Consider the following 21,403-nt stretch of genomic DNA (forward strand, 5'->3'; position numbering starts at 1 on the left):
TAGGCGCCCCGGTCTTGTGGCCGGGGCGCCGCGTTGTCGGCCCACAGTGGCGCGCTGTTGCTCCAAAGGTCTTGTGGCCGGGGGCGCTGCGTTGTTGCCCGAAAACGTTGCTCTGTCGCCCCAAATTGTCGTTCTATTGCTCCGAAATGTCGCGCTGTTGTGGAGCAGTCGGGCTGAGAAGAATCCTGGGGTGATACCGCATAACGCGGAGGTATTCGCGGGGCATGTGTCGTTCAGATGGATTGTGGAGAGTGTTTGGGCACCCTGATTATGTTTTCGGCCGTGTCGGGTGGTGGTGGGGTGGGTCGAGATTGTGTGTGGGGTTGTTGGAATCGGCGTTCGGGGGTGTTTGGGCACCCTGATTATGTTTTCGGCCGTGTCGGGTGGTGGTGGGGTGGGTCGAGATTGTGTGTGGGGTTGTTGGGATCGGCGTTCGGGTGTGTTTGGGCACCCTGATTATGTTTTCGGCCGTGTCGGGTGGTGGTGGGGTGGGTCGAGATTGTGTGTGGGGTTGTTGGGATCGGCGTTCGGGGGTGTTTGGGCACCCTGATTATGTTTTCGGCTGCGTCGGCTGGTAGCGGGGTGGGTCGAGATGGTGTGTGGCCTTGTGCGGATCGACCTTGGGAGGCATTCAGGTGCCCTCAGCCAGCAAGAATGCTCGCGCCCCGCCTCCGCCTAGACCCAAGTCCCCCATCTCCGCATGAGACCCAAGTACCCCGCCTTTGCCTTAGGCTCCACAACTTCAGCTTGAATGACAAGAGGGCCCCGGGCTGAGGAGCCCTAAAACGCCGGGCCCCTAAGACGCCGCGCCCCAATGACGTCAAAGACCTCGACCACAGCAATAAGTAAGTGCGCCTTAGCCGCAAAGGGCCCCCTAAGCCATCGGAGACTTCTTCCCATCCTGAGACGAAGGATTCTGGCGGGCAGCGAGCAATTGCTCGCGAACCTTCCTGCGCATCACCTTCCCCAAGGGATTCCTCGGAAGATCCACAAGAACGGAGACAACTCGCGGCAGAGCGTAGTGAGAGACCCTTCGCTCCGCCCACAGGCGCACCTGCTCCACAGTAATCGCAGGCGCATCATCTTCGAGGACGAGGGCCGCGGCGACCTCCTCCTTCTCGTCCCCGCTCGGCAATCCGACGACCGCCACATCCTTGACTCCGGGCAGTCCACGGATCGCGGCCTCCACCTGGCTGGGATACACGTTGAAACCACCGGAAAGAATGAGCTCCTTCTTCCGATCGGTCATCCGCAAGAACCCATCGTCAAGAACACCGACATCGCCCGTACGGAACCAGCCATCTTCGGTGAAGACGCGCGCCGTTTCCTCAGGAGCGTCAAGATACCCCTCGAAGACCTGCGGGCCGCGAACGAGGATCTCACCCGGCTCGCCCTCGGCAACATCGCGTGAAGGATCATCCAAATCAACGAGGCGCACCTCGGTTGAAGCGAAAGGCAAGCCAAGCACCCCATGACGACGCAAAGGCGATAATGGCGCCCCCATGAGCACCGGAGAGGTTTCGGTGAGCCCATATCCTTCGACGATCATTCCGCCGGTGGCCTCCTCCCAGCGCTTCGCAGATTCAACTGAAAGCGGCATTGCGCCGGCGACCGAGTAGCGGATGGAACGCAGAGAATCCCCACTTTCAGCGGCTCGACGTTCCAGGCGTTCAAACATTGGGGGCACACCGACGAAGAAGGTGACGGGGCGTCGCCTATGGGCTTCGAGGGCGAGATCCACGTCGAATTTCGGCAAGATGATCTGCGTCGCCGCTTTCCCAATGGCCGCGCAACAAAAGAAGGTCAGTCCGAAAGCGTGGAAGTAGGGCAATAGCGAGAAGAAGGTTTCCGCGCCCTCGTGAAGACGCCACACCCAAAAGAGACACTGGTTAACATTCGCCCCGATATTGCGGTGGGTGAGAGGCACAGACTTTGGAACACCATTCGTCCCTCCCGTATGCAAGATGACCGCACGATCTAATCCTTCAGCCCCCTCGACGTCCTCGTCGATTCTTCTGGCACTGGCGAGGGCGAGATCAAAAGACCGGGCATTGTGGGGACGCGGTGAGCGCATCTGTTCGCGAAGCCTACGTGCTTTCGCGAGGGGAGCATTGAGCGCCACGCGTTTCGACACGGGCATGTGGTAGGTGATATCCACAACGAAAAGAGTCTCAAGAGCAGAATCGTCCAGAGAAAAGTTCGAAGCGCACTTCTCCCACACGATCGCAATCTTCGCGCCATGGCGGCGGAGTTGGTCGGCGATCTCTTCGGCGGGTGCAAGAGGATTGTGCTGGGCGGCAACAGCACCGATCCTCATGCATGCGTAGAAGACGATGAGCGCTTGAGGACAGTTCGGCAGGGCAATGGCAACGACATCACCTTTGCGCACTCCCGCATCCCATAAGACACCCGCCGCGCGCAAGGAGAACTCGTAAAGATCTCGGTAGCTCATCGTCTTAGCGAAATAGTCGAGCGCTATCCGATCCGGGTAGAAGGAAGCCGCATCTTCGAGGAGGGAGAACAGGGAGGTCTCGGGGACGGGGATCTCATAGGGGCAGCCCGGATCGTAGAAACGCCTGGCCTCGGTCACGATCTGATTCACCATGAACCTCCCTGAAGAGTCTGGATGCTGGAGTGGGCTTTCACGCTGGCGATCCCTTCGAGGTGTAGCGTCCGAGCATGTCATCTCGGAAAGCCTCGTAGTCCCCATTGTCAATGGAATCGCGGATCGCGTCGACCAGGCGGACGGTGAACCACTCGTTGTGGATCGTCGCCAAAGTGGAAGCGAGCATCTCCTTCGCCTTGAACAGGTGGTGGACGTAGGCGGCCGAATAATGCGTGCAGGTGTAGCAGCCGCAGCCTTCAACGAGGGGCGAGAAATCGCGTTTGAATCGCGCATTCGTCACATTGAAACGGCCATCGGGAGAGTAGATCGCAGCGTTGCGGGCCACGCGAGAAGGATTCACACAGTCGAAAGTGTCAGCCCCGGCCTCGACCCCACTGAAGAAGTCCTCCGGTTCTGAAATGCCGAGGAGATGGCGGGGGCGATCCTCTCCGAGTTCCTCACTCACCCAGGTCAGGATCGTCCCGAGGTTCTCCTTCTCCAAAGCACCGCCCAAACCGAAACCGTCGAAACGCCACCCGCCTTCATCCATTTCCGCCATGGTCCGTGCGGCCTTTCGGCGAAGATCCTCGTACTGGGCCCCCTGGATGACACCCCATAGCTGCTGATAGGGCTTGTCAACTCGTTCTTCGGTGAGGCGTGCGTGGGCGCGCAGACAGCGCCTCGCCCAAGCGTGGGTACGCTCCAAGGATTCTTCCTGATAGGAGCGGGGGTGCAGGAGGGAAGTGAGCTCGTCGAAAGAGAACATGATGTCACTTCCGAGCTCGTGCTGAATCCGCATGGACACTTCCGCGGTGAAACGGTGTCTGGTGCCGTCAATGTGGGAGCGGAACACCACCCCGTCCTCGTCGACGACCGCTTCGGAGGCTTTCACGGCCTGCATATGGAGGCGCGGATCGTCTGTGTTCGCCGAACCGGAGAACTCCTGGGAGAGGACTTTCTTGAATCCTGCTCCCAGGGAGAGGACTTGGAAGCCCCCCGAGTCCGTGTAGGTGGGGCCCGGCCAGTTCATGAAAGAGCCAAGCCCCCCGGCCTCGTCTACGAGATCGGAACCGGGTTGTAAATACAGGTGGTAGGCGTTCGCGAGGACCGCCTGGGCGCCCAGGGCCGCGAGCATTTCCGGGACGAGCGCTTTCACATTGGCTTTCGTGCCGACCGGGATGAAAGCGGGGGTGTGGATCTCGCCGTGCGCAGTGTGCAGGACACCAGTGCGGCCAAGTCCGGGCCCGGCGTTCAAACGGGTGCCCAGGTCGAAGCCGCGGTCGCGAGTCGGAAGGTTCGAGCCTGAAGCGGGCAGGGGGCTTGGGGCAGTGGCGAGCCAGTGGGTGTTCATGCGGCGAGAACCTCCTCAGGTTTCAGACCTTCGTGTTTCCTCACGAGGGCGACCACGCGGTAGGTGATCGGAAGGAGGACGACCTCCACGCCGACCTTGTAGACGTAACCGGTGAGCACGTAGTTGAAAAAGTCGCGGCCGGGAATGATCCCCACGAAGGCGATTGTGCAGAAAAGGACCGTGTCGAAGGCTTCGCCGAGCAGAGTCGAACCGATGAGGCGCGCCCACAGACGCTCGGCACCCCAGCGCTGACGAATCTTCACGAGGACGAAGGAGTTCACGAGTTGCCCGACGAGATAGCCGACAACGGAGGCTGCAACGATACGGGGAACGAAACCGAGGACCGCTTCGAAGGCCGCTTGATTCTCGTATCCGGGGCCGATGGGTGCGACTTGCACGAGGAGGAAGGTCAGGGAGGCGAGAACCGACATGATGAATCCGAGGATGATAACTCGCTTTGCCCGAGCAAAACCGTAGACCTCGGAGAGCACATCGCCGAGGACGTAGGTGAGGGGGAAGAGGATCGCGCCCCCGTCGAAGACGAGGTGAATCGGCCCGGCATCCAGGGCCGTCACCTTCGTTGCGGCAATGTTCGAAATGAGGAGGAAAGCGACGAACATGACGGCGATGACGTCGAAAATGCGGGGTGCGCGCTCGGAGGTGGCGCCGGGGGAGTCGATCATGAAGAGCCTTGTCTGTCGTGAAGTCCCTCCCATTGTGCCTTCACCTGCGTGGAATCGAGGAACTGGAACAGGGTAGAACAGCCCACAGCCACTAGGATCGTCGGGTGATCAATGTTCAGAACTTCTCCTTGCGAATCGGAGCCCGTGAACTCGTGCGCAATGCGAGTTTCCGCATCGATAAGGGCATGCGCATCGGCCTCGTCGGTCGTAATGGGGCCGGGAAGACGACGACAATGCGCCTCCTGGCCGGTGAGGCGGATCATGGAGCGGCGGAGCATGAGGGGACGATCACCTCGAATGGTGCGCTCGGCTACCTCGCGCAGGACACGCATGTCGGGAACCAATCGATAACCGCCCGGGAGAGGATCATCTCCGTTCGCGGCATTGATCAGATCATCGCGCGCATCCGTAAGGCCGAGCACGAGATGGCTTCGACCGTGGGCGCTCGCCAGCAAAAGGCGATGGAACGCTATGTGCGTCTCGACCAGGAGTTCACCGCCCAGGGAGGGTGGGCGGCGAACGCCAAAGCTGCCCAGATCGCTCACTCTTTGGGGCTCGAGGATCGGGTCCTCGAGCAGACTCTGGACACTCTTTCCGGTGGGCAAAGGCGCCGTGTGGAACTTGCTCGCGTGCTCTTCTCCGGCGCGGATGTTCTGCTGTTGGACGAGCCGACGAACCACCTCGATCACGATTCGATCATCTGGCTGCGCGACTGGATCAAGACCTTCCCCGGCGGCGTCATGATGATCTCTCACGACGTCAAGCTGCTGGGGGAGACCGTCAACCAGGTCTTCTACCTCGATGCGACGCGCGCCGAAATTGACATCTACCACCTCGGATGGTCCGCCTACCTCAAGCAGCGCGAGGAGGACGAGAGGCGCCGTCGTAAGGAGCGGGCGAATGCCGTGAAGAAGGCGGAACAGCTGCGCGCCCAGGGGGAAAAGATGCGAGCGAAGGCGACGAAAGCTGTTGCCGCTCAGCAGATGCTGCGAAGGGCGGAAGAGCTTCTCGCCCAGGCCGGTGCCGAAGCGGTGCAGGAGAAAGTTGCGCGCCTGCGTTTCCCCGATCCATCGCCCTCGGGGCGGGTGCCGCTGACAGCCGAGGGCTTGTCGAAGTCCTATGGTTCCCTCGAGGTGTTCACAGGTGTGGATCTTGCGATCGACCGCGGAGCGAAGGTCGTGGTCCTCGGTTTGAACGGTGCGGGCAAAACGACCCTGCTGCGCCTCTTGTCCGGCATTGAAGAGCCGGATATGGGCGAGGTCATCCCCGGGCACGGCCTCAAGCTCGGCTATTACGCCCAGGAGCATGAGACCCTCGACGATGCGGCGAGTGTGCGCGACAATATGGCGCACGCCGCCCCTGAGCTGGACGAAACGCATTTGCGCAATATCCTCGGCCAGTTCCTCTTCTCAGGAGATGACGTCGATAAGCCGGTGTCGGTTTTGTCCGGTGGGGAGAAGACCCGGCTTGCGCTTGCGACCCTCGTCGTGTCGGGGGCGAACGTGCTCCTGCTCGACGAGCCGACGAACAACCTGGATCCGGCATCGCGCGAGGAGATCCTCAACGCCCTCGGCTCCTACGAGGGCGCGGTCGTCCTCGTCACCCACGATCCGGGTGCCGTCCTGGCCCTGCATCCCGATCGGGTGCTCCTCCTGCCCGACGCGGATGAGGACCTGTGGGACGATTCCTACCTTGATCTGGTCACGCTGACTTAAGGTGGCATGGCTGATGTAGTGCGGGCGTTTAGAGCCTTGTCAGATCACCGCGGCTTATTCACAATACTTGCGGCCCTCAATCGGTGTGAAGATGTCAATTCGCTGGTAGGAGCTCAAAAGAAGAAACCCTGGCGGGCGGCCTTACCCCGATCGATATCGCGCTGAATGTCCATGAGAGCCTGCCTCTCCTCAGGCTGGGCTTCATGCATTCTGGCATCAATGCGCCTGCGCAAGGAGAAATGCCACCAGATCCCCAGCCCGACGATGCCGATGAGGACAATGACCACCCACGCAATGATCTCCATTCCCGCATCCTACCCGACTTGACGATCTCATTGCGGGTTCCAGTGGTGAATGTGGATCATCTGTGGCGGCGAGCAGAGGATCTCGTGGTACTTCACCGTGGAGAACGTTTCCGATCAGACTTTCGAGGCGTTTCACTCTCTCTCGGTCCCAGACCCCGCCCTCGATCCCTACCCGGCCTCGGGTGTTGTCATTCCTGATGATCCGAAGGGCTTCCTCGTTGTTCCCGAAGGGATCTGAAGACAGCGAGAGCGGGGGCCGCAGGATGGAGGTTCGAAACTCCAAGCTCCTTGCCGACCGGCAGGTCCTTGAAGAGATGGGGAAATCCGTCTCACAGATCCCGGCGCTCTCCGAGAACTATTTCATCCAGCTGCGCTGTGAGGGCGGCAAGGAACTCATCGAAGTGAGTGCGCCGCTCCTCGACCCGGATCGTGTTCTCGAAGAGTAGTCCCGAGGGGCGATGGCGACAGGGTCACAAGACCTTCGAGAAGAACTCGCGCGTCCGTTCCTCCTGAGGATTGTCAATGACCTGGGCGGGAGAGCCCATTTCGACGATCTGCCCCTCGTCCATGAAGACGACGGTGTCGGCGACCTCGCGGGCGAAGCCGATCTCATGGGTGACGACGGCCATCGTCATACCCGAAGCCGCCAGATCCTTCATCACCTGCAACACCTCTCCGACGAGTTCGGGGTCGAGGGCGGAAGTCGGCTCGTCGAAGAGCATGATCTCCGGATCCATGGCGAGCGCCCTCGCGATCGCGACGCGTTGCTGCTGGCCGCCGGAGAGTTCTGAAGGGTAGTGGTCGGCGCGATCAGCCAGGCCCACCCGCTCGAGCAACTCGAGTGCACGCGCCTTCGCTGTCGCCTTCTCGACCTTCGCGACGCGGACGGGCGCTTCCATGACGTTCTCGAGGGCAGTCTTGTGCGGGAAAAGATTGAAACGCTGGAACACCATGCCGATGCGCGAGCGCTGGGAGGCAATGACCTTGTCCGGGAGCTCGTAGAGCTGGCCTTTAGCGCCCTCACGGTATCCGAGGAGCTCGCCCTCGACGCTCACCCTGCCGGCGTTGATCTCCTCAAGCTGGTTGAGGCAGCGCAGCAGGGTCGACTTGCCAGAACCCGAAGGGCCGAGGATGACGCAGACCTCCCCGGGGGCGATGTCCAAGTCAATGCCCCTGAGGACGTGGAGATTGCCGAAGAACTTGTGGACTCCACGAACGGAGACCATAGGGGTTTCATTGGTCACGGTGTCACATCCAGAAACTGAGTGTTGGTGGTCTTCTCGGCGTTCGTGTCCTCGCGGCGCTCGAAACCCTTGCCGAAGTGGCGCTCGATATGGGATTGGACCCACATGAGGATCGTGGTGATGAAGAGGTACCAGAGCGCCGCAGTGATGAGGAGCGGCACGGGTTTGAACAGGTTCTGCCCCTTCGTTGAGGCAACGAAGGTCAGTTCAAGCGTGTAGGGGATCGCGGAGACGAGAGAGGTCGTCTTGAGCATGGAGATCGTTTCGTTGCCGATGGGCGGGACGATAACGCGCATCGCCTGGGGCAGAATGATCCGCCGGAAGATCATTGAACGGGGCATACCGAGGGCAGTGGCGGCCTCCCACTGGCCCTTGTCAACGGAGAGGAGGCCCGCGCGGATGATCTCTGCGAGGTAGGCACCCTCGTTGAGGCCCAAGCCGATGAACGCCATCCAGAAGGAGGTGAAGTAGGTGGCGGTGTCGACGGTGACGAAGGGAGGAGCGAAGGGGATTCCCAGGGACATCTGCGGGTACAGGCTCGGCAGGAGCGACCAGAAGATGAGCTGCGTGTAGATCGGGGTGCCGCGGAAGAACCAGATGTACGCGGTCGCGACCCAGCGCAGGACCGGGTTCACGGATTGGCGCATGATCGCCATGGTGATCGCGAGGATCGTGCCCATAACCATGGCGATGACCGTGAGGAGCAGGGTGTACATGACCCCTGAGACGATGGTCTTGGAGAAGAGCCACTGCCATACGACTCCCCACTGGAAGTTCGGGTTCGTCACGAGCGCGTGAGCGAGGAGCAGTGCGAAGAGGGCGACGATGATGGCGCTCGCCCAGCGCCCGGGTCGTGGGACGGGTTTTGCGTCGATCAGTTCGACGCCGTCTTTGATGTGTGCCATGTGTTCCTCACTGGAAGTGGGCCGATACCGCAAGGGTATCGGCCCACGCCCTCAGTCGGTCAGAGCGCCGCCGGGTTGAGTTCGGCGGTCTTGAGAGCAGCGTCCTGCGAGCCGTAGGGTTCGAGAATCTTTTCGAGGTAGCCCTCGTCGATGAGGTACTGCATTGCAGCTTGGACGGCGAGCGCGAGTTCGGTGTCGTTCTTGGCGACTGCGATGCCCTGGGGTGCCGCTTCGAGGACTTCGCCGACCTGTTCGAGCTGGCCTTCGGCGAGGGAGATGGTGAAGCCGATGACGGTCGAGTCCGCGAGAGTGGCGTCGTACTGGCCGCCGATGACCTTCACGGACACGTCAGTCTGCAGATCAAGGGGCATGACCTGGATCTTCTCTTTGCCCGCGTCAACGCACTCCTGGGAGAGTTTCTCGGCGTATTCGTGCTGGAAGGTGCCGTTTTGGACGCCGATGGTAGTGCCGCAGGGGTCGGCCGGGTTGAAGCCCTTCGGGTTGCCCTTGGCGACTGCGTAGGCGGAGCCGACCTGGACGTAGGAGATGAGGTTGGCGGCTTCTTCACGCTCGGCGGTGATGGTGAAGGAGGAGGCGCCGATGTCGAACTTGGTGCCGAGGGCGGGCAGGATCGTGTCGAAGATTGCGGTCTCAGTGGTGCCGTTCTTCAGGCCCATCGCCTGGGCGAGGGCTTTGACGATGTCGACATCGTAGCCGACGGGGGTCTGGCCGTCTTCGGCGAGGTATTCACCGGGAGCGTAGTCCGTGGAGGCACCGTTGCGCAGCACGCCGCGGTCCTTGACCGCCTGGGGGACGAGGGCAGCGACTTCTTCTGAGACAGGGATGGTCGTGACGTCGAAGGGGGTGATCGCAGCGGTGGTGGCTGTAGAGGTGGAGTCGGCGCTGTTCGAGGTGGAGGGGCTCGGGTCTGAGCAGGCGCCGAGGAGGAGGGCCGCGGAAGCGGCGAGGGCGATGGCTGCAGGAAGAGTGCGCATGGGGTGCCTTCCGGTGATGGGGTCCGTCAACACAACTTAGTATGCACTGGAATGCATAATATGCATAATCTGTCTCGGATTCGCTCCCGTGGGGCTCCTTGCACTCACAGTGCTCTCTTTGCCCTCACAGTGCTGTAGTCCTGCGTGTACACGCGAACTCTCAGGCCTGCCCCTCGGCAATGCCAACACCTGTGCAGCCGATCATTCGCCCTTGCCCCACATAGACGAGCGCGCGTGAAAGAGATGTGGAAGAGCCCGGCTCGAGGGAAACGAACCGGGCTCTTGAAGAACAAGGAATCGAAGTGAGTTTCGAATCATCGGCCGCGCATGGCGCGACGATTGGGACGGACCTTCGTGGGATCCACGCCCTTGGGGATCGGCAGGCCGCGCGACCCGAGCGCCTTCAAACGAGCCGAAACCGCGGGAACCTCTTCCTTCGTCAGAACCTTCTTCAGCTTCCTCAGGCGCCCCTCGAGCTTCGCGAGCTCAATCTGCCCTTCATCGTGGCCGACCTGGATGACATGAACGGGAACGTTCTTAATGACGCGGGAGACCTTCTTACGTTCAGCGGAAAGAAGAGGCTGAACACGGTTCGAGGGGCCCTCGGAGATGAAGACGACGCCGGGCCTACCGATCAGACGCCAGATCACATCCTGCTCACGCGTCACATTGACCGGCTCTTCGGAAATGATCCAACCGGACTTGATCTGCGAGAGAACCGCGTAAACGGAGCCGACCGTTCCATCGATCTGCGCATACATAGCGCGACGAACCAAAAGGGAAAGAACCGTCATCGCGACGGTCGCACCCAGGGCGATGCCAAGAATCGTCCACAGAATCCAATTGCCATTCGTCAGCGCCGCAATGACGAGGGCGAGGCACAAGGTGAGGATCGCAGAGCCGACGAGCAGCCACGCGATCCACGGGTATGTCCGCTTCGTGATGCGGTAGGCATCTGCGAGGTTGTGATACCAGCGGCGCTTCTTCGGGGTGTTGTTCTCACTCATAGCGGGATGTTCCTAGCTGTCTGGGGCGCTGTTCGCCCGTGCCCGAGGGGCTTTATCCACAGGATACGCGGCCCCTTGCCTCGAAGCGGAATCGCGCTGAGAGTTGAAACATGAAGATTGAAGGGTACGAGCTCGGCGGAATCGTTCATATGAGTGCGCTTGGCCCACTGTGGGCGGCGACCTCGTCCTCGGGTGAAAGTGTGCTCATCAGCGTCTATTCCTCCGCTTTCGGTGAGAGTACGCTCGAACGCTGGCGCGCCTGGTCCACGATCACGAGTCCTTGCGTTGCGCGCCTCGTCGATGTCGTGCGTCACGAGGACGGGCGCTGGGCGTTGATCCAGGAGCGAGTCGACGGGCGTCCTCTGGATCTGCTTCTCGGATCGGATCAACTCCGGCCTCGGGGCGTTAGGGAGAAGATCATTGAGGATCTGCGTTGCGGTGTTCGAGCTCTTCATGCCGCAGGGATTGTTCACGGTGATCTCGCACCGGCGAACATTATTGTCAACGGGGAAAAGGCGGTCATCGTGGATCTCGCCGTTCCCGTCAATGAGGGGGAGGGAAGCGTCGGCTGGTCTGTGTCCTCACACAAGACTTGCGAGAGCGATTGGGAGGCTCTGGAAAGGATCGAAAAGGCTCTCGAGACTAGTGCTCCTTCTCAGGAGCGGAGCAGCACAGCGGCTGCGGCGAAGAAGGGGGCTGTTCATGAGCTCGAGGCCGACGGCCTTCACAGGCGCAAGGAGGGAGGCTTGGAGGATACTCGAGAGGGGATACGGAGCAAGAAGAGAGCGCCCCAAGCTGCGGTGCTGACCACGGATGAGGACGCTGGATCTCGATTGCGCGTCGCCGCCGCACGCGAAGAGACAATGCGGATCCCTGTGCGCCACCGAAGGAAGATCGCGCCTCTTGGTCTTCTTGTACTCGCCGCCGGAGTCGGGCTCGGCGTAGGGCTGGGAATGATCGTCTTGTCCTCTTCCTCTCCTTCCACGGCCCTGAGCGCTGAATCGGGGCTGGTGTGTCCGAGTCAAGAGGAAGCCGCTTCAGCGCTGCACCGGGCGCTCGAGCAGCGTGATCATGCCCTGGAGTCTCGTGATCCTTTGGGGCTTGAGGAGGTTATCGGGGGAGCTTTGCTCGAGCAGGACCGGGCTCGGATCGAGGCTGTGAAGAGTTCTGGAATGCGTTTTGAAGCGTTGAAAACGCGGATCGAAGTGTTGGCCGATCCATCCTGTGACGAGGGCGTCGTGGTGGTGCGCGTTCGTCTTGGCGAGCAGAGCGCTCGAGTCTGCGAAGCGGAGCAGTGCCAGGAGCTTTCGGGCGGTGAAGAGTTTCTTTTCGATCTTGTGGCCTCCTACCCCGAGTGGATCTGGACGCAGGCCCGTGCTGTAGAGGAATGAGGAAAAGCCCAAGGCGAAGCGGGGGAGCCTAAAGCGCGGGCGTAACTCCGGGAGTCTTGTGTGCGGGGTTCAGGGCAACGGTGTAAGTTCAGCACAAGCATGTGGCAGCTTCAGAGAAGGTCTTAGCCGTCGAGGATGAAGGTGGGGCTGCTTCTTGGACTGCTCCCCGTTAGTTGGACGGGTTAAAGGGTACCTGTCGTTCTAGGCTGCAAGGGGCCTGGTTTCGGAATTCTTCCGGGGTCAGGCCCTTGAGTCGTTCTTGGATGCGGTGGTGGTTGTACCAGGTCAGGTAGTCCTGGAGCCTGGTGAGGAAGTCTTGGACGCTGGTGAAGCGTTGCGGGTGGTAGAACTCGGCTTTGAGGTGGCTGAAGAAGTTCTCGGCCAGTGAGTTGTCGTAGCAGTTGCCTTTGCGGGACATGGACTGGATCGCTTTGGCTGCTTCGAGCTGGGTGCGCCAGGAGATGTGTTGGTAGTGCATGCCTTGGTCGGTGTGAACGATCAAGCCTGGTTCTGGGCGTTCACTAGCAATGGCCTTAGACAGGCAAGCAGCGGTCAGCTTGGTTGTGGGGTGCAAGGCATGGGTAGCGGCGATGACCTTGCCATCATACACATCAATCATTGGCGATAGGTAGACCTTGACCCCAGCGATGCGGAACTCGGTGACATCACTAACCCACTTCTGGTTAGGCCGCTCAGCGTGGAACTGGCGGTTTAGAACATTGGGCGCGATCTTGGAGACGCCACCCCGGTAGGAGCTGTAACGCCGCCGAGGCCTAGTGATACAGACAAGCCCCTTCTTGGGCCATGAGCTTGGCAACCAGTTTCTTAGAAACCTTTATGCCCAGCCGGGCCAGGGCCAGACGAACGCGCCGGTGACCATACCTTGCCTTGGCTGCGTGGAAGACTTGGCGGATGTGCTGGCGCAGCTGCGCATGCTTGCAAGGCACTCCCAGGCGGGCCTGGTGGTAGTAGAACGTGGAGCGAGCAAGACCAGCAATGGCTAGAAGAACCGTCAAGGGGTAGCGGGACTTGAGAGCAACAACAACCCGTACTCGGGTTAGGACTCGTTGTTCATCAAGTCCCTTAACGCTTTTAGGTAGGCGTTCTCAGCTTCCAGGTACTCCACCCGACGTTGAAGCATCTCCAGCTCACTGACCCCACCAGCGGCCAAGGATGAGGCCTTGGGTGGGCGTCCTTTGGGTTTAGGGCGTAGTCCGTCTTCACCATGGACCCGGTAGGCCCGTATCCACCTCTCCAAGACCTTGGGTGAGGACAGCCCCATGTCCTTGGCGATATGAGGCTTGGTCTGTCCAGCAAGGAAACGCTTGACCGCCTCTAGCTTGGTCTCAAAGGAGTAGAACGCTTGGGATGGCTTGCGCATAAGGGCAAGCCTGCCATGAAGACGCCACCGGTCCCACAAGTTCCTAGCCGTCTTGACCCCAACCCCAACCCCCCTAGCAGCGGCCGTGAAACCCCAACCATCCTCGAACAACTCAACCAACCGCTCACGCTGGACCTGGCTGGCCTTACTCGATGACAACACAGAAATACTCCCCGGAAGAAGGAACCCGATTACCAAGTCCAACTTCCGGGGAGCAGTCCACCTGAAGACACGGCCCCACCGAGAAGATCAGAAGGGGTCAGAGCGAAAGATCTGCTTCAAAATCCCCCTCTTCAAGGCGCTTCTTCACGTCCATGAGGTAGCGCGACGCATCCGCTCCGTCGACGAGACGGTGGTCGTAGGAGAGGGAAACGTAGACCATGGAACGAATCGCGATCGACTCGGAACCATCCGCGGTCTTCACCACCATCGGGCGCTTGACGATCGCACCGACGCCCATGATTGCCGTCTCAGGCATGTTGAGAACCGGGGTGTCGAAGAGCGCGCCGGCGGAACCGGTGTTCGTGATGGTGAAGGTCGAGCCGGAGAGTTCATCGGGACCGATCTTCGAATCGCGGGTGCGAGCGGCAAGATCGTTGATCGAGGCTGCGAGGCCGGGGATGTCCTTGGCTCCGGCATTCGCGATGACGGGAACAAGAAGGCCTCGCGGAGTGTCAACGGCGATGCCGATGTTCTCGTGATCGAAGTAGGTGACCTCTTTCTCGTCGATCCTCGCATTGATCTTCGGGTGGTACTGAAGGGCTTCGGTTGCGGCCTTGACGAAGAAGGGCAAGAAGGTGAGCTTCGTGTTGTGAGTCGCAAGGAAGGCGTCCTTTGAACGGGCGCGCAGCGCGGCGACCTTCGTCACATCGACTTCGATCACGGTCGTCAGCTGGGCGGCAGTCTGCAAGGACTCGACCATACGGCGGGCGATCGTCTGACGCAGTCGGCTCATCTTCTCGCTTGTGCCCCTCAAAGGCGAGGGTTCGCGGAGCTGGGCGGAGTGGGCCGGGGCCGAGGGCGCGGCGACAGGCTGAACAGACGAAGCCTTCGCAGCTTCGCGGGCCTTCACAGCAGCCTCGACGTCCTCGCGACGGATTCGTCCGCCGACGCCGGTGCCGGTGACGGTGGAAAGATCAATGCCTGCCTCGCGGGCGAGCTTGCGCACGATCGGAGTGAGGTAGCCGCTTGTGGTGGCGGCGCTAAGGCCCTGGGGTGCGGGAGCGGCAGGTGCTGGAACAGCAGGAGCCGGAGCGACAGGTGCCGACGCGGGCGCTGCGGGAGCTGCAGGTGCCGACGCGGGCGCTGCGGGAGCTGCAGATGCAGGTGCGACCGGAGCCGGAGCGGGAGCGGCAGGAGCCGGAGCTGCAGGTGCAGGTGCGACCGGAGCCGGAGCAGGGGCTGCCACAGCTGCGGGCGCCGCAGCCGAGGGGGCCGAAGCGGAGATGATCGCAACAACAGTGCCGACCTCGACAGTCTCATCTTCGTCGACACGAATCTCCGCGAGGAAACCGGAGACCGGGGAAGGAACCTCTGAATCGACCTTATCGGTCGACACCTCCAAGAGCGGTTCATCGGCCTCAACCGGGTCTCCAACGGCCTTCAGCCAGGTGGTGACGGTGCCCTCGGTGACGGACTCGCCAAGAGCAGGCATAAGGACCTCGGTGCCTTCGACACCGCCCGCAGGAGCGGCGGGCGCCGGAGTCGGAGTGGGAGCCGCGGGTGCAGCCGGAGCCGGTGCGGCGGGAGCCTCGGGAACAGCTGGAGCCGCCTCAGGAGCAGCCGGGGCAGGGGCTTCGGAGGCGTCGCCAATACGGGCGATCACAGTGCCGACCTCGACGGTCTCATCCTCGGGGACGACGATCTGAAGAAGAACGCCCGCAACCGGGGAAGGAACCTCGGAATCGACCTTGTCAGTGGACACCTCAACGATGGGCTCATCAACGTCAACAGTGTCGCCGACGGACTTCAGCCAGGTGGTGACGGTGCCTTCGGTCACCGATTCGCCCAATGCGGGCATGAGAACATCAGTTGCCATTGTCTCTCTCCTTGGAAGTCTGTGCTCAGTTGTGGGCGTGAAGGGGCTTGCCGGCAAGAGCCATAGCGGCCTCGCCAATCGATTCGTTCTGGCTGGGGTGGGCGTGGATGAGCGAAGCGACATCGGAGGGGTAGGCCTCCCAGTTCACCATGAGCTCACCTTCACCGATCTGCTCGCCGATACGCGAACCGATCCCGTGGAAGCCCACAATAGGACCGTTCTCAACAGAGACGAGCTTGATGAAGCCCGCAGTTCCGAGAATATTCGACTTCCCATTGCCCGCAAGGTTGTATTCGACCGTGCGAACCGCGTCGCCGTACTTTTCGCGAGCTGCCCGCTCAGTCAGTCCGACCGAAGCGATCTCGGGCTCGCAGAAAGTCACGCGGGGGATCCCGGACTCGTCAATCACGGCAGGGTTGAGGCCCGCGATGTCCTCGGCAACGAAAATGCCCTGGAGGAAGCCGCGGTGCGCGAGCTGCAAACCAGGAACAATATCGCCAACCGCGCGGATCGAGCCAACGCCGGTGCGCAGACGCTCATCGACGAGGACGAAACCGCGATCCATACGGATGCCCGCTTCCTCATAACCCAGCCCCTGGGTGACGGGGCCACGGCCGACTGCAACGAGGAGGATATCCGCGTCGAAGGTCTTACCAGTCTCAGTCGACACGTGAACGCCGTTCTCATCCTGAGTCGCTCCCGAGAAACGAGTGTTCGTGTGGAAGGCGATGCCGCGCTTGCGGTAAGCGCGCTCGAGCTGCTTGGAGACCGCCTCGTCCTCGTTGTTCGCAAGGTGAGGGAGCGCTTCGATGATCGTGACCTCGGCGCCGAAGGAACGCCACACAGAGGCGAACTCCAGGCCGATCACTCCGCCGCCGAGGATGACGGCCGAACGCGGCACCCAATCCATTTGGAGGGCCTGATCGGAAGAGATGACCCTCCCGCCGATCTCCAGACCCGGGAGCGAACGGGAGTAGGAACCGGTCGCGAGGACGATATTGCGGCCGGTGAGGACGCGTCCGTTGACCTCGACGCTGTTCTCTGAGACGAGACGGCCCCAACCGGACACGATCTCGACCTTGCGTGAGGAGAGGAGCCCCTGGAGGCCCTTGTACAGCTTCGTGATGACCGAGTCACGGTAGGCGCCAACCTTGGCCATGTCGATGCCTTGGAAGCTTGAGAGGATTCCGAATGCTTCGGATTCGCGCACCGTGTCGGCAGTTTCGGCGGCATGCAGGTAGGCCTTCGTCGGGATGCATCCGCGGTGCAAACAGGTGCCGCCCACTTTGTCGCCTTCAACGAGGGCGACTTTCATGCCGAGCTGTGCGGCTCGAAGGGCGGTCGCGTAACCGCCTGAACCTGCACCGAGGATCACGATGTCGTATTCCGCTTCAGTCACGAAAACCTCTCCTTGAATCAATCTGTGATCATCCGGGCATCATCGCCCGGGCTAGGCCCATTGTCCCACTCGTTCTGAATGCTGTCGCGGGAGTGAAGCGTGCATTCGAGGTGCAACCGCACACACCGTGCTGAGCGCCGTGATTCGTCGAAGGCAGGAAGGCGATTAGGATCGCGAGTATGTCCGATAAACCCGAAGTCTCCCGCCCGAGTTCTTCCGGCTCCGCTCCTGCGCCTGGAGGCGTAGTCGATGATCGCCCTCGCGCCCTCGGCCTCGGACGCCTCGTTATGGCCGCCTTCTGGGGGATCGGAATATGGACGAGCAGCGTCGCAGTCGTGGATCTTCTCGACCATCGCGAAGCCTCCTGGTGGCCGCACCTGTGTGCCCTCCTCGCCGGGATCATCTACCTCCTTGCCGCGATCGCGCTGACACACAATGGGCGGCGCATGAGGATCCTCGGCTGGGCGTGCATTGGCACAACGATCATGGTCCCGATCCTGGTGAGCATCTCAGGAATTGGCCGTGCATACCCGAATGGGCCCCGAACCCTCTGGGCAGCTTTCGGTTCGGACTTCTTCTACCTGCCACTGCTCGTCTCCGTGATCGGGGCGGCGTGGATGTGGTACTCCAACCCGCGCAGGATCGTTGAGATCGCCGAACAGGTTGAGCGTCCTACCCGTTCCCGCAAGGAGAATCGGGAGTCCGCCGAATGACCACCCCGCGCCACGCCGTCCTCCCCGTTCCCGCAAGGAGAATCGGGGAGAAGTAGGGGCCTGCATGCGGACAAGCTGTGGGCTCGGCTACTCGAGCAGACTCTTTCCGCGAGGCTCGCACTCCTCCTCCGCGAGGCTCACACTCCTCCGGGGAATCCGAGGGAGCCCCACGCGTGGTAAAGGGCGATCGACGCGGAGTTCGCGAGATTGAGGGAACGAACCCCCTCGGTCATATGAATACGGACATGCGCGTTCACCCGAGGATGGCTCAGCGCCTCTTCGGACAGTCCGACGGATTCACGGCCGAAAAGAAGCCCATCACCATCGGAATACTCCACATCGGTGAACATGTGCTTCGCATGCCCCGTGAAAGCCCAGACCTTCCCGGGCACTTTTGCGAGTGCCGAATCCAGATCCGGATGAACGACGACATGCGCGAGATCGTGATAGTCGAGGCCCGCCCGGCGCAGCTTCGCATCGTCCATATCAAAGCCGAGGGGCTCGACGAGGTGGAGCATCGCCCCAGTGCATGCGGACAAACGGATGGCGGCACCAGAGTTCCCGGGAATCTCGGGCTCGAAGAAGACGAGGTGAAGCATGGGCCTATCCTGCCCTGCCTCGTCGAGCGCAAGCGAATTCGAGTTCAGGCGAATGGGGTGGGCTCAGGGGATCTCGTGGGTGACGGTGATTCTGGCGCGGGCGATGGTGTGGCTCAGCATCTGCGCCGCGCAAGCCGCCGGTGTGGCCTCGTCATCGAGGCCCAGGGTGTCGAGGTCGAGGGCGTGGATGGCGAAGATGTAACGGTGCGGGCGATCTCCCTTCGGAGGGGCAGCGCCGAAATAGTCCGATCCTCCATGATCGACGCGGATATGGAATGCTGCGCCATCGAGTTCCAGATCGGATTTGCCTGCCCCCTGGGAAAGGGAGGTCTGCTCGGGGGCGAGGTCGAGGATCATCCAATGCCACCATCCCGAAGGTGTGGGCGCGTCTGGGTCGAAGCAGGTGAGGGCGAAGGAGCGCGTCTCGGGCGGGAAGCCCTCCCAGTGCAGTTGCGGGGAGATGGAGCCGCCGGCCTCGGTCGCTGAGTGGGGCATGGGAGCCCCATCGACGAGCTCGTGTGAAGTTACAGTGAATGAGGGGACGGGAGGAAGTGAATCGTAGGGGTCGGGGGCGATGGGGCGATTGAGCAGGTCCATGTCTCTCCTTTAGATCTCCCCTTAAGTTTCCTCCTTTTTCGAGTGTGCGGGGTGCTTCTTGAAAAGCGGGGCGGTGCGTCTAGAAGCGGGGTCGTGCGGATGGCACGCCTGGGGACCTTCCCCTGGTGAGCCCGGGCTTGTGTTGCGGGTGGGGTGTTCCTCCTGTGAGGGGGATGCGCGACTTTTCGAGTCTCGTGGTCTAGGCCTACAAGGGGTGTTCTTCCCTTCAGGGCATGAGAGTTCGGGGGATGTACGAATTCAGGACTGATATGAGTTCTTGAAGACGGGACGCAGATGTCTGAGGGAGTTCCTATACTGTCGAACACCTGTTCGAGTTAAGGGTGTGTTCGCTAGGGGGTGGGGATGGAATCCGCAGCGCAGCGTCTGCGCAGGGCCCGAGAAGCACTGCGCGTTGCAGAATATGGGAGCGGCCTCACCCGCTCGCCCTCCCTAGGGGAAAAGAGTGGCGCAATCCACCATGTCGAGGGCGGACGTGCAGCGCTCATCAATGCTCTCATTGACCTCCTTCCCGCCCGAGGCTGGGCGGGACTCCTCGGAGTTGCAGACTTCGGCTGGGAGGCCGCCGCCCGTGCAGGACTCGACTTGGAACGCGTCTTAACAATCCCGGACCCGAAAGAAGAGCCCGCCAGGATCGCAGCCCTCCTCATTGAATCTTTCGATGTCGTCTGCATCGGAGAAGGACTCCTGAATCTTCGCGAAAGACGAACCCTGGCAGCGAAAGCGCGCTCTTGTCAGTGCACGATCCTCGTGGACCAGGCGTGGACGGGGATTTCCCGCCCCTATGGGCTTTCGCCTTCACAGGCGGTGGCCTCATGAGGCGCCTGAGCCTGTGGATCCCCGATTGGCCCCTGGCCTCCCTCGTCCTTGATCTTCCGCCGGGGTCTGCGGGAGCCGTCGCCCGCAAGGAGAAGATCGAATGCGCCTCCATGCTCGCCAGAAAGGCGGGAGTCCGCGCGGGAATGAGAGTCATCACAGCCCAGTACCTGTGCCCCGAGCTCATCATCCTTCCCCGAGACGAGGACCGGGAGGGACGCACTTTCGAGACCGTCCTTGAAGCTTTCGACTCTGTCGTCGCCGGAGTCGTCTCCTTACGTCCAGGTGTGGCCTGGGCGCCGGCCAGAGGTGCTGCGCGCTGGCACGGAGGAGAAGAAAAGGCTGCTCGCGCACTCGTTGAGGCGATCAGTGATCTCACAGGACTGGAAGCTTTCGTCGGCATCGCCGAAGGGCCCCTCGCCTCCTTCGCCGCCGCGAAACTCCACAGGATCATCCCGCCTCAGGAGAACCTCGAATTCCTCGGAGCCCGCCCTCTCGGAGAGTGCTTGCCTTTCCTTCCCCCTCGATTGCAAGAAGAAGGGAAAGAGGGGATCCTTCTTCTCCACGACCTCGGGATTAGGACCTGCGGGGAACTCCTGAATCTTGGAAGGGGACAACTCCTCGCACGTTTCGGCGCGATAGCAGAGCCGCTGATCACCCTCGCCTCCGGCGGAGAAGTCGCTCTTCGCCCTCCCGAGCGGATCGTGCAAGACCGCAGCGTCGAAATTGAGATCGACGAAGCCGCCCACTCGATCGATCAGATCCTCCTTTCCGTTCGGCGTGCCGCCATTGAACTGGCAGAAGGACTCACAGACGCTGGACTGCAAGCCGACACCCTCGGAGTATCAATCGAAGCTGCGGGGGAAAGAGCTCGCTGTCGACGCTGGCAGGGAGTGGATCTTCTCGACCCCGATAGCATCATTGAACGTGTGAGATGGCAGCTCAAAGGCTGGGCCGAGCTGCTCGGAACACAAGAAGGCCCCAGTGGAGGGGCCACGGCCGTTATCCTCACGGCCCTTTCGCCCTATACGGGCGCCCCCTCCATTCCACTCTGGGGAAAAGATAATGAGCGTGCGCGGATCGAAAGGACCGCCGAACGGCTCCAATCCCTCCTCGGAATTGAAGGAGTGCGTGTCCCAAGACTCCAAGGAGGATGGGATCCACGCACCCGCGTGCAACTGCTCACCTGGGCGGATGTTGAGCAGTCCCTGACATCCCGTGAAGCACTCACGCCCCGCGAAGGCGAGTGGGAGGGGAGCGTCGACTCCGCCCCCGCGACTCTCCTTGATTCTCCTGTGCCGGTCGAGCTCCTCAGCATCGAGGGTGAAGCCATCAGCGTGAACTCCAGAGGGGTCATCTCTTCGCAACCTCGTTTCCTGCGCCTCAAAAGAGAAGGGAAGAAGATTGCCCAGAGCCTGAGAAGCATCTTCGCTACAGGAAGAACCCTCGACGTCAAAAAAAGAGCAGGCCCATGGATGATCCGCGGGAGATGGTGGGACCAGGACGAACTCCACGGCCCGCGCGTCTACCTGCGCCTCGGCGCTGAACACAGCCCGGATTTCCTCCTCGTGAATCGAGAGGGGCAATGGATGATTGAAGGGATATACGACTGAATGAAGAACACAGTGACGCGGGCACCTC

22 protein-coding genes are annotated in these 21,403 nt (G+C 61.4%); 7 read left to right on the forward strand and 15 right to left on the reverse strand.

The window, feature by feature from the left end:
* Positions 1-874: 874 nt before the first annotated feature.
* Genes FFA61_RS03875 through FFA61_RS03885 form a run of 3 tightly spaced genes read right to left on the reverse strand, consistent with a single transcriptional unit; the run spans position 875 to position 4,639 of the window.
* Positions 875-2,605 carry an AMP-binding protein gene (locus FFA61_RS03875; RefSeq protein ID WP_005963571.1) on the reverse strand — a complete coding sequence of 577 codons (1,731 nt, stop codon included), beginning with the start codon at positions 2,603-2,605 and terminating at the stop codon, positions 875-877.
* A 37-nt stretch (positions 2,606-2,642) separates the two neighbouring features.
* Positions 2,643-3,956, reverse strand: coding sequence for a tRNA guanosine(34) transglycosylase Tgt (gene tgt / locus FFA61_RS03880; protein ID WP_005963572.1), 1,314 nt, complete (start codon positions 3,954-3,956; stop codon positions 2,643-2,645).
* Positions 3,953-4,639, reverse strand: coding sequence for a queuosine precursor transporter (locus FFA61_RS03885; RefSeq protein ID WP_005963574.1), 687 nt, complete (start codon positions 4,637-4,639; stop codon positions 3,953-3,955). The genes tgt and FFA61_RS03885 overlap by 4 nt, the downstream gene beginning before the upstream one ends.
* 104 nt (positions 4,640-4,743) lie before the next feature.
* On the opposite strand from FFA61_RS03885, the gene FFA61_RS03890 reads away from it, so the two are divergent.
* Complete coding sequence (locus tag FFA61_RS03890) at positions 4,744-6,354, forward strand: ABC-F family ATP-binding cassette domain-containing protein (RefSeq protein ID WP_005963576.1); 1,611 nt, start codon at positions 4,744-4,746, stop codon at positions 6,352-6,354.
* A gap of 113 nt (positions 6,355-6,467) precedes the next feature.
* Here FFA61_RS03890 and FFA61_RS03895 read toward each other — a convergent pair whose 3' ends face one another.
* Positions 6,468-6,659: a hypothetical protein gene (locus FFA61_RS03895; protein WP_005963578.1), complete on the reverse strand. Its 192-nt coding sequence runs from the start codon at positions 6,657-6,659 to the stop codon at positions 6,468-6,470.
* A 49-nt stretch (positions 6,660-6,708) separates the two neighbouring features.
* Here FFA61_RS03895 and FFA61_RS03900 point away from each other — a divergent pair, with 49 nt between their 5' ends.
* Positions 6,709-6,897: a hypothetical protein gene (locus tag FFA61_RS03900; RefSeq protein WP_005963579.1), complete on the forward strand. Its 189-nt coding sequence runs from the start codon at positions 6,709-6,711 to the stop codon at positions 6,895-6,897.
* Positions 6,898-6,922: 25 nt separating this feature from the next.
* Positions 6,923-7,105 (forward strand): hypothetical protein, encoded by a 183-nt coding sequence (locus FFA61_RS03905; protein WP_005963582.1) that lies wholly within the window; start codon positions 6,923-6,925, stop codon positions 7,103-7,105.
* A 24-nt stretch (positions 7,106-7,129) separates the two neighbouring features.
* On the opposite strand, the gene FFA61_RS03910 is transcribed toward FFA61_RS03905, so the two are convergent.
* The 4 genes from FFA61_RS03910 to FFA61_RS03925 all read right to left on the reverse strand — a co-directional run bounded on the left by FFA61_RS03910 (position 7,130) and on the right by FFA61_RS03925 (position 10,810).
* Positions 7,130-7,885, reverse strand: a complete 756-nt coding sequence (locus tag FFA61_RS03910) for an amino acid ABC transporter ATP-binding protein (RefSeq protein ID WP_005963584.1) — start codon at positions 7,883-7,885, stop codon at positions 7,130-7,132.
* 14 nt (positions 7,886-7,899) lie between these two features.
* Positions 7,900-8,808, reverse strand: a complete 909-nt coding sequence (locus FFA61_RS03915; protein WP_005963585.1) for an amino acid ABC transporter permease — start codon at positions 8,806-8,808, stop codon at positions 7,900-7,902.
* A gap of 59 nt (positions 8,809-8,867) precedes the next feature.
* On the reverse strand, positions 8,868-9,803 hold the full coding sequence (locus tag FFA61_RS03920; protein WP_005963587.1) for an ABC transporter substrate-binding protein: 936 nt from the start codon (positions 9,801-9,803) through the stop codon (positions 8,868-8,870).
* A 314-nt stretch (positions 9,804-10,117) separates the two neighbouring features.
* A complete protein-coding gene (locus tag FFA61_RS03925; protein ID WP_005963589.1) occupies positions 10,118-10,810 on the reverse strand; it encodes a DUF4191 domain-containing protein in 693 nt (230 codons plus the stop codon).
* A gap of 110 nt (positions 10,811-10,920) precedes the next feature.
* Here FFA61_RS03925 and FFA61_RS03930 point away from each other — a divergent pair, with 110 nt between their 5' ends.
* Entirely contained in the window at positions 10,921-12,201 is a 1,281-nt protein-coding gene (locus tag FFA61_RS03930) for a protein kinase domain-containing protein (RefSeq protein WP_005963591.1), read from the forward strand.
* A 169-nt stretch (positions 12,202-12,370) separates the two neighbouring features.
* Here FFA61_RS03930 and FFA61_RS09275 read toward each other — a convergent pair whose 3' ends face one another.
* The 5 genes from FFA61_RS09275 to lpdA form a co-directional block, all read right to left on the reverse strand.
* Complete coding sequence (locus FFA61_RS09275) at positions 12,371-13,018, reverse strand: IS3 family transposase (RefSeq protein WP_207382579.1); 648 nt, start codon at positions 13,016-13,018, stop codon at positions 12,371-12,373.
* Positions 12,975-13,148: an IS3 family transposase gene (locus FFA61_RS09600; protein WP_423213316.1), complete on the reverse strand. Its 174-nt coding sequence runs from the start codon at positions 13,146-13,148 to the stop codon at positions 12,975-12,977. Before FFA61_RS09600 ends, FFA61_RS09275 begins: the two co-directional genes overlap by 44 nt.
* Positions 13,149-13,258: 110 nt before the next feature.
* The gene (locus tag FFA61_RS09285; RefSeq protein ID WP_217495740.1) at positions 13,259-13,582 is read right to left on the reverse strand and encodes a helix-turn-helix domain-containing protein; all 324 of its coding nucleotides are present in this window, start codon (positions 13,580-13,582) and stop codon (positions 13,259-13,261) included.
* A 259-nt stretch (positions 13,583-13,841) separates the two neighbouring features.
* Positions 13,842-15,620 carry a 2-oxoglutarate dehydrogenase, E2 component, dihydrolipoamide succinyltransferase gene (gene sucB, locus FFA61_RS03940; protein WP_005963592.1) on the reverse strand — a complete coding sequence of 593 codons (1,779 nt, stop codon included), beginning with the start codon at positions 15,618-15,620 and terminating at the stop codon, positions 13,842-13,844.
* A 25-nt stretch (positions 15,621-15,645) separates the two neighbouring features.
* A complete protein-coding gene (lpdA, locus tag FFA61_RS03945) occupies positions 15,646-17,019 on the reverse strand; it encodes a dihydrolipoyl dehydrogenase (RefSeq protein ID WP_040314121.1) in 1,374 nt (457 codons plus the stop codon).
* A gap of 179 nt (positions 17,020-17,198) precedes the next feature.
* Between lpdA and FFA61_RS03950 the strand changes: the two genes are divergently transcribed.
* Positions 17,199-17,732 (forward strand): hypothetical protein, encoded by a 534-nt coding sequence (locus tag FFA61_RS03950; protein ID WP_005963596.1) that lies wholly within the window; start codon positions 17,199-17,201, stop codon positions 17,730-17,732.
* Positions 17,733-17,869: 137 nt separating this feature from the next.
* On the opposite strand, the gene FFA61_RS03955 is transcribed toward FFA61_RS03950, so the two are convergent.
* Together FFA61_RS03955 and FFA61_RS03960 are read right to left on the reverse strand one after the other, a co-directional pair.
* Positions 17,870-18,331, reverse strand: a complete 462-nt coding sequence (locus FFA61_RS03955; RefSeq protein ID WP_005963598.1) for a tRNA (cytidine(34)-2'-O)-methyltransferase — start codon at positions 18,329-18,331, stop codon at positions 17,870-17,872.
* A gap of 63 nt (positions 18,332-18,394) precedes the next feature.
* A complete protein-coding gene (locus FFA61_RS03960; protein WP_005963599.1) occupies positions 18,395-18,928 on the reverse strand; it encodes a YbhB/YbcL family Raf kinase inhibitor-like protein in 534 nt (177 codons plus the stop codon).
* 363 nt (positions 18,929-19,291) lie between these two features.
* On the opposite strand from FFA61_RS03960, the gene FFA61_RS03965 reads away from it, so the two are divergent.
* Positions 19,292-19,765, forward strand: a complete 474-nt coding sequence (locus tag FFA61_RS03965) for a DnaE2-dependent mutagenesis accessory factor ImuA' (protein WP_005963601.1) — start codon at positions 19,292-19,294, stop codon at positions 19,763-19,765.
* Positions 19,762-21,375, forward strand: coding sequence for a DNA polymerase Y family protein (locus tag FFA61_RS03970; RefSeq protein ID WP_005963602.1), 1,614 nt, complete (start codon positions 19,762-19,764; stop codon positions 21,373-21,375). Before FFA61_RS03965 ends, FFA61_RS03970 begins: the two co-directional genes overlap by 4 nt.
* Positions 21,376-21,403: the final 28 nt, after the last annotated feature.

Origin of the sequence: Schaalia cardiffensis F0333 (assembly GCF_005886435.1) — a bacterium.
Classification (GTDB): Bacteria; Actinomycetota; Actinomycetes; order Actinomycetales; family Actinomycetaceae; genus Pauljensenia; species Pauljensenia cardiffensis.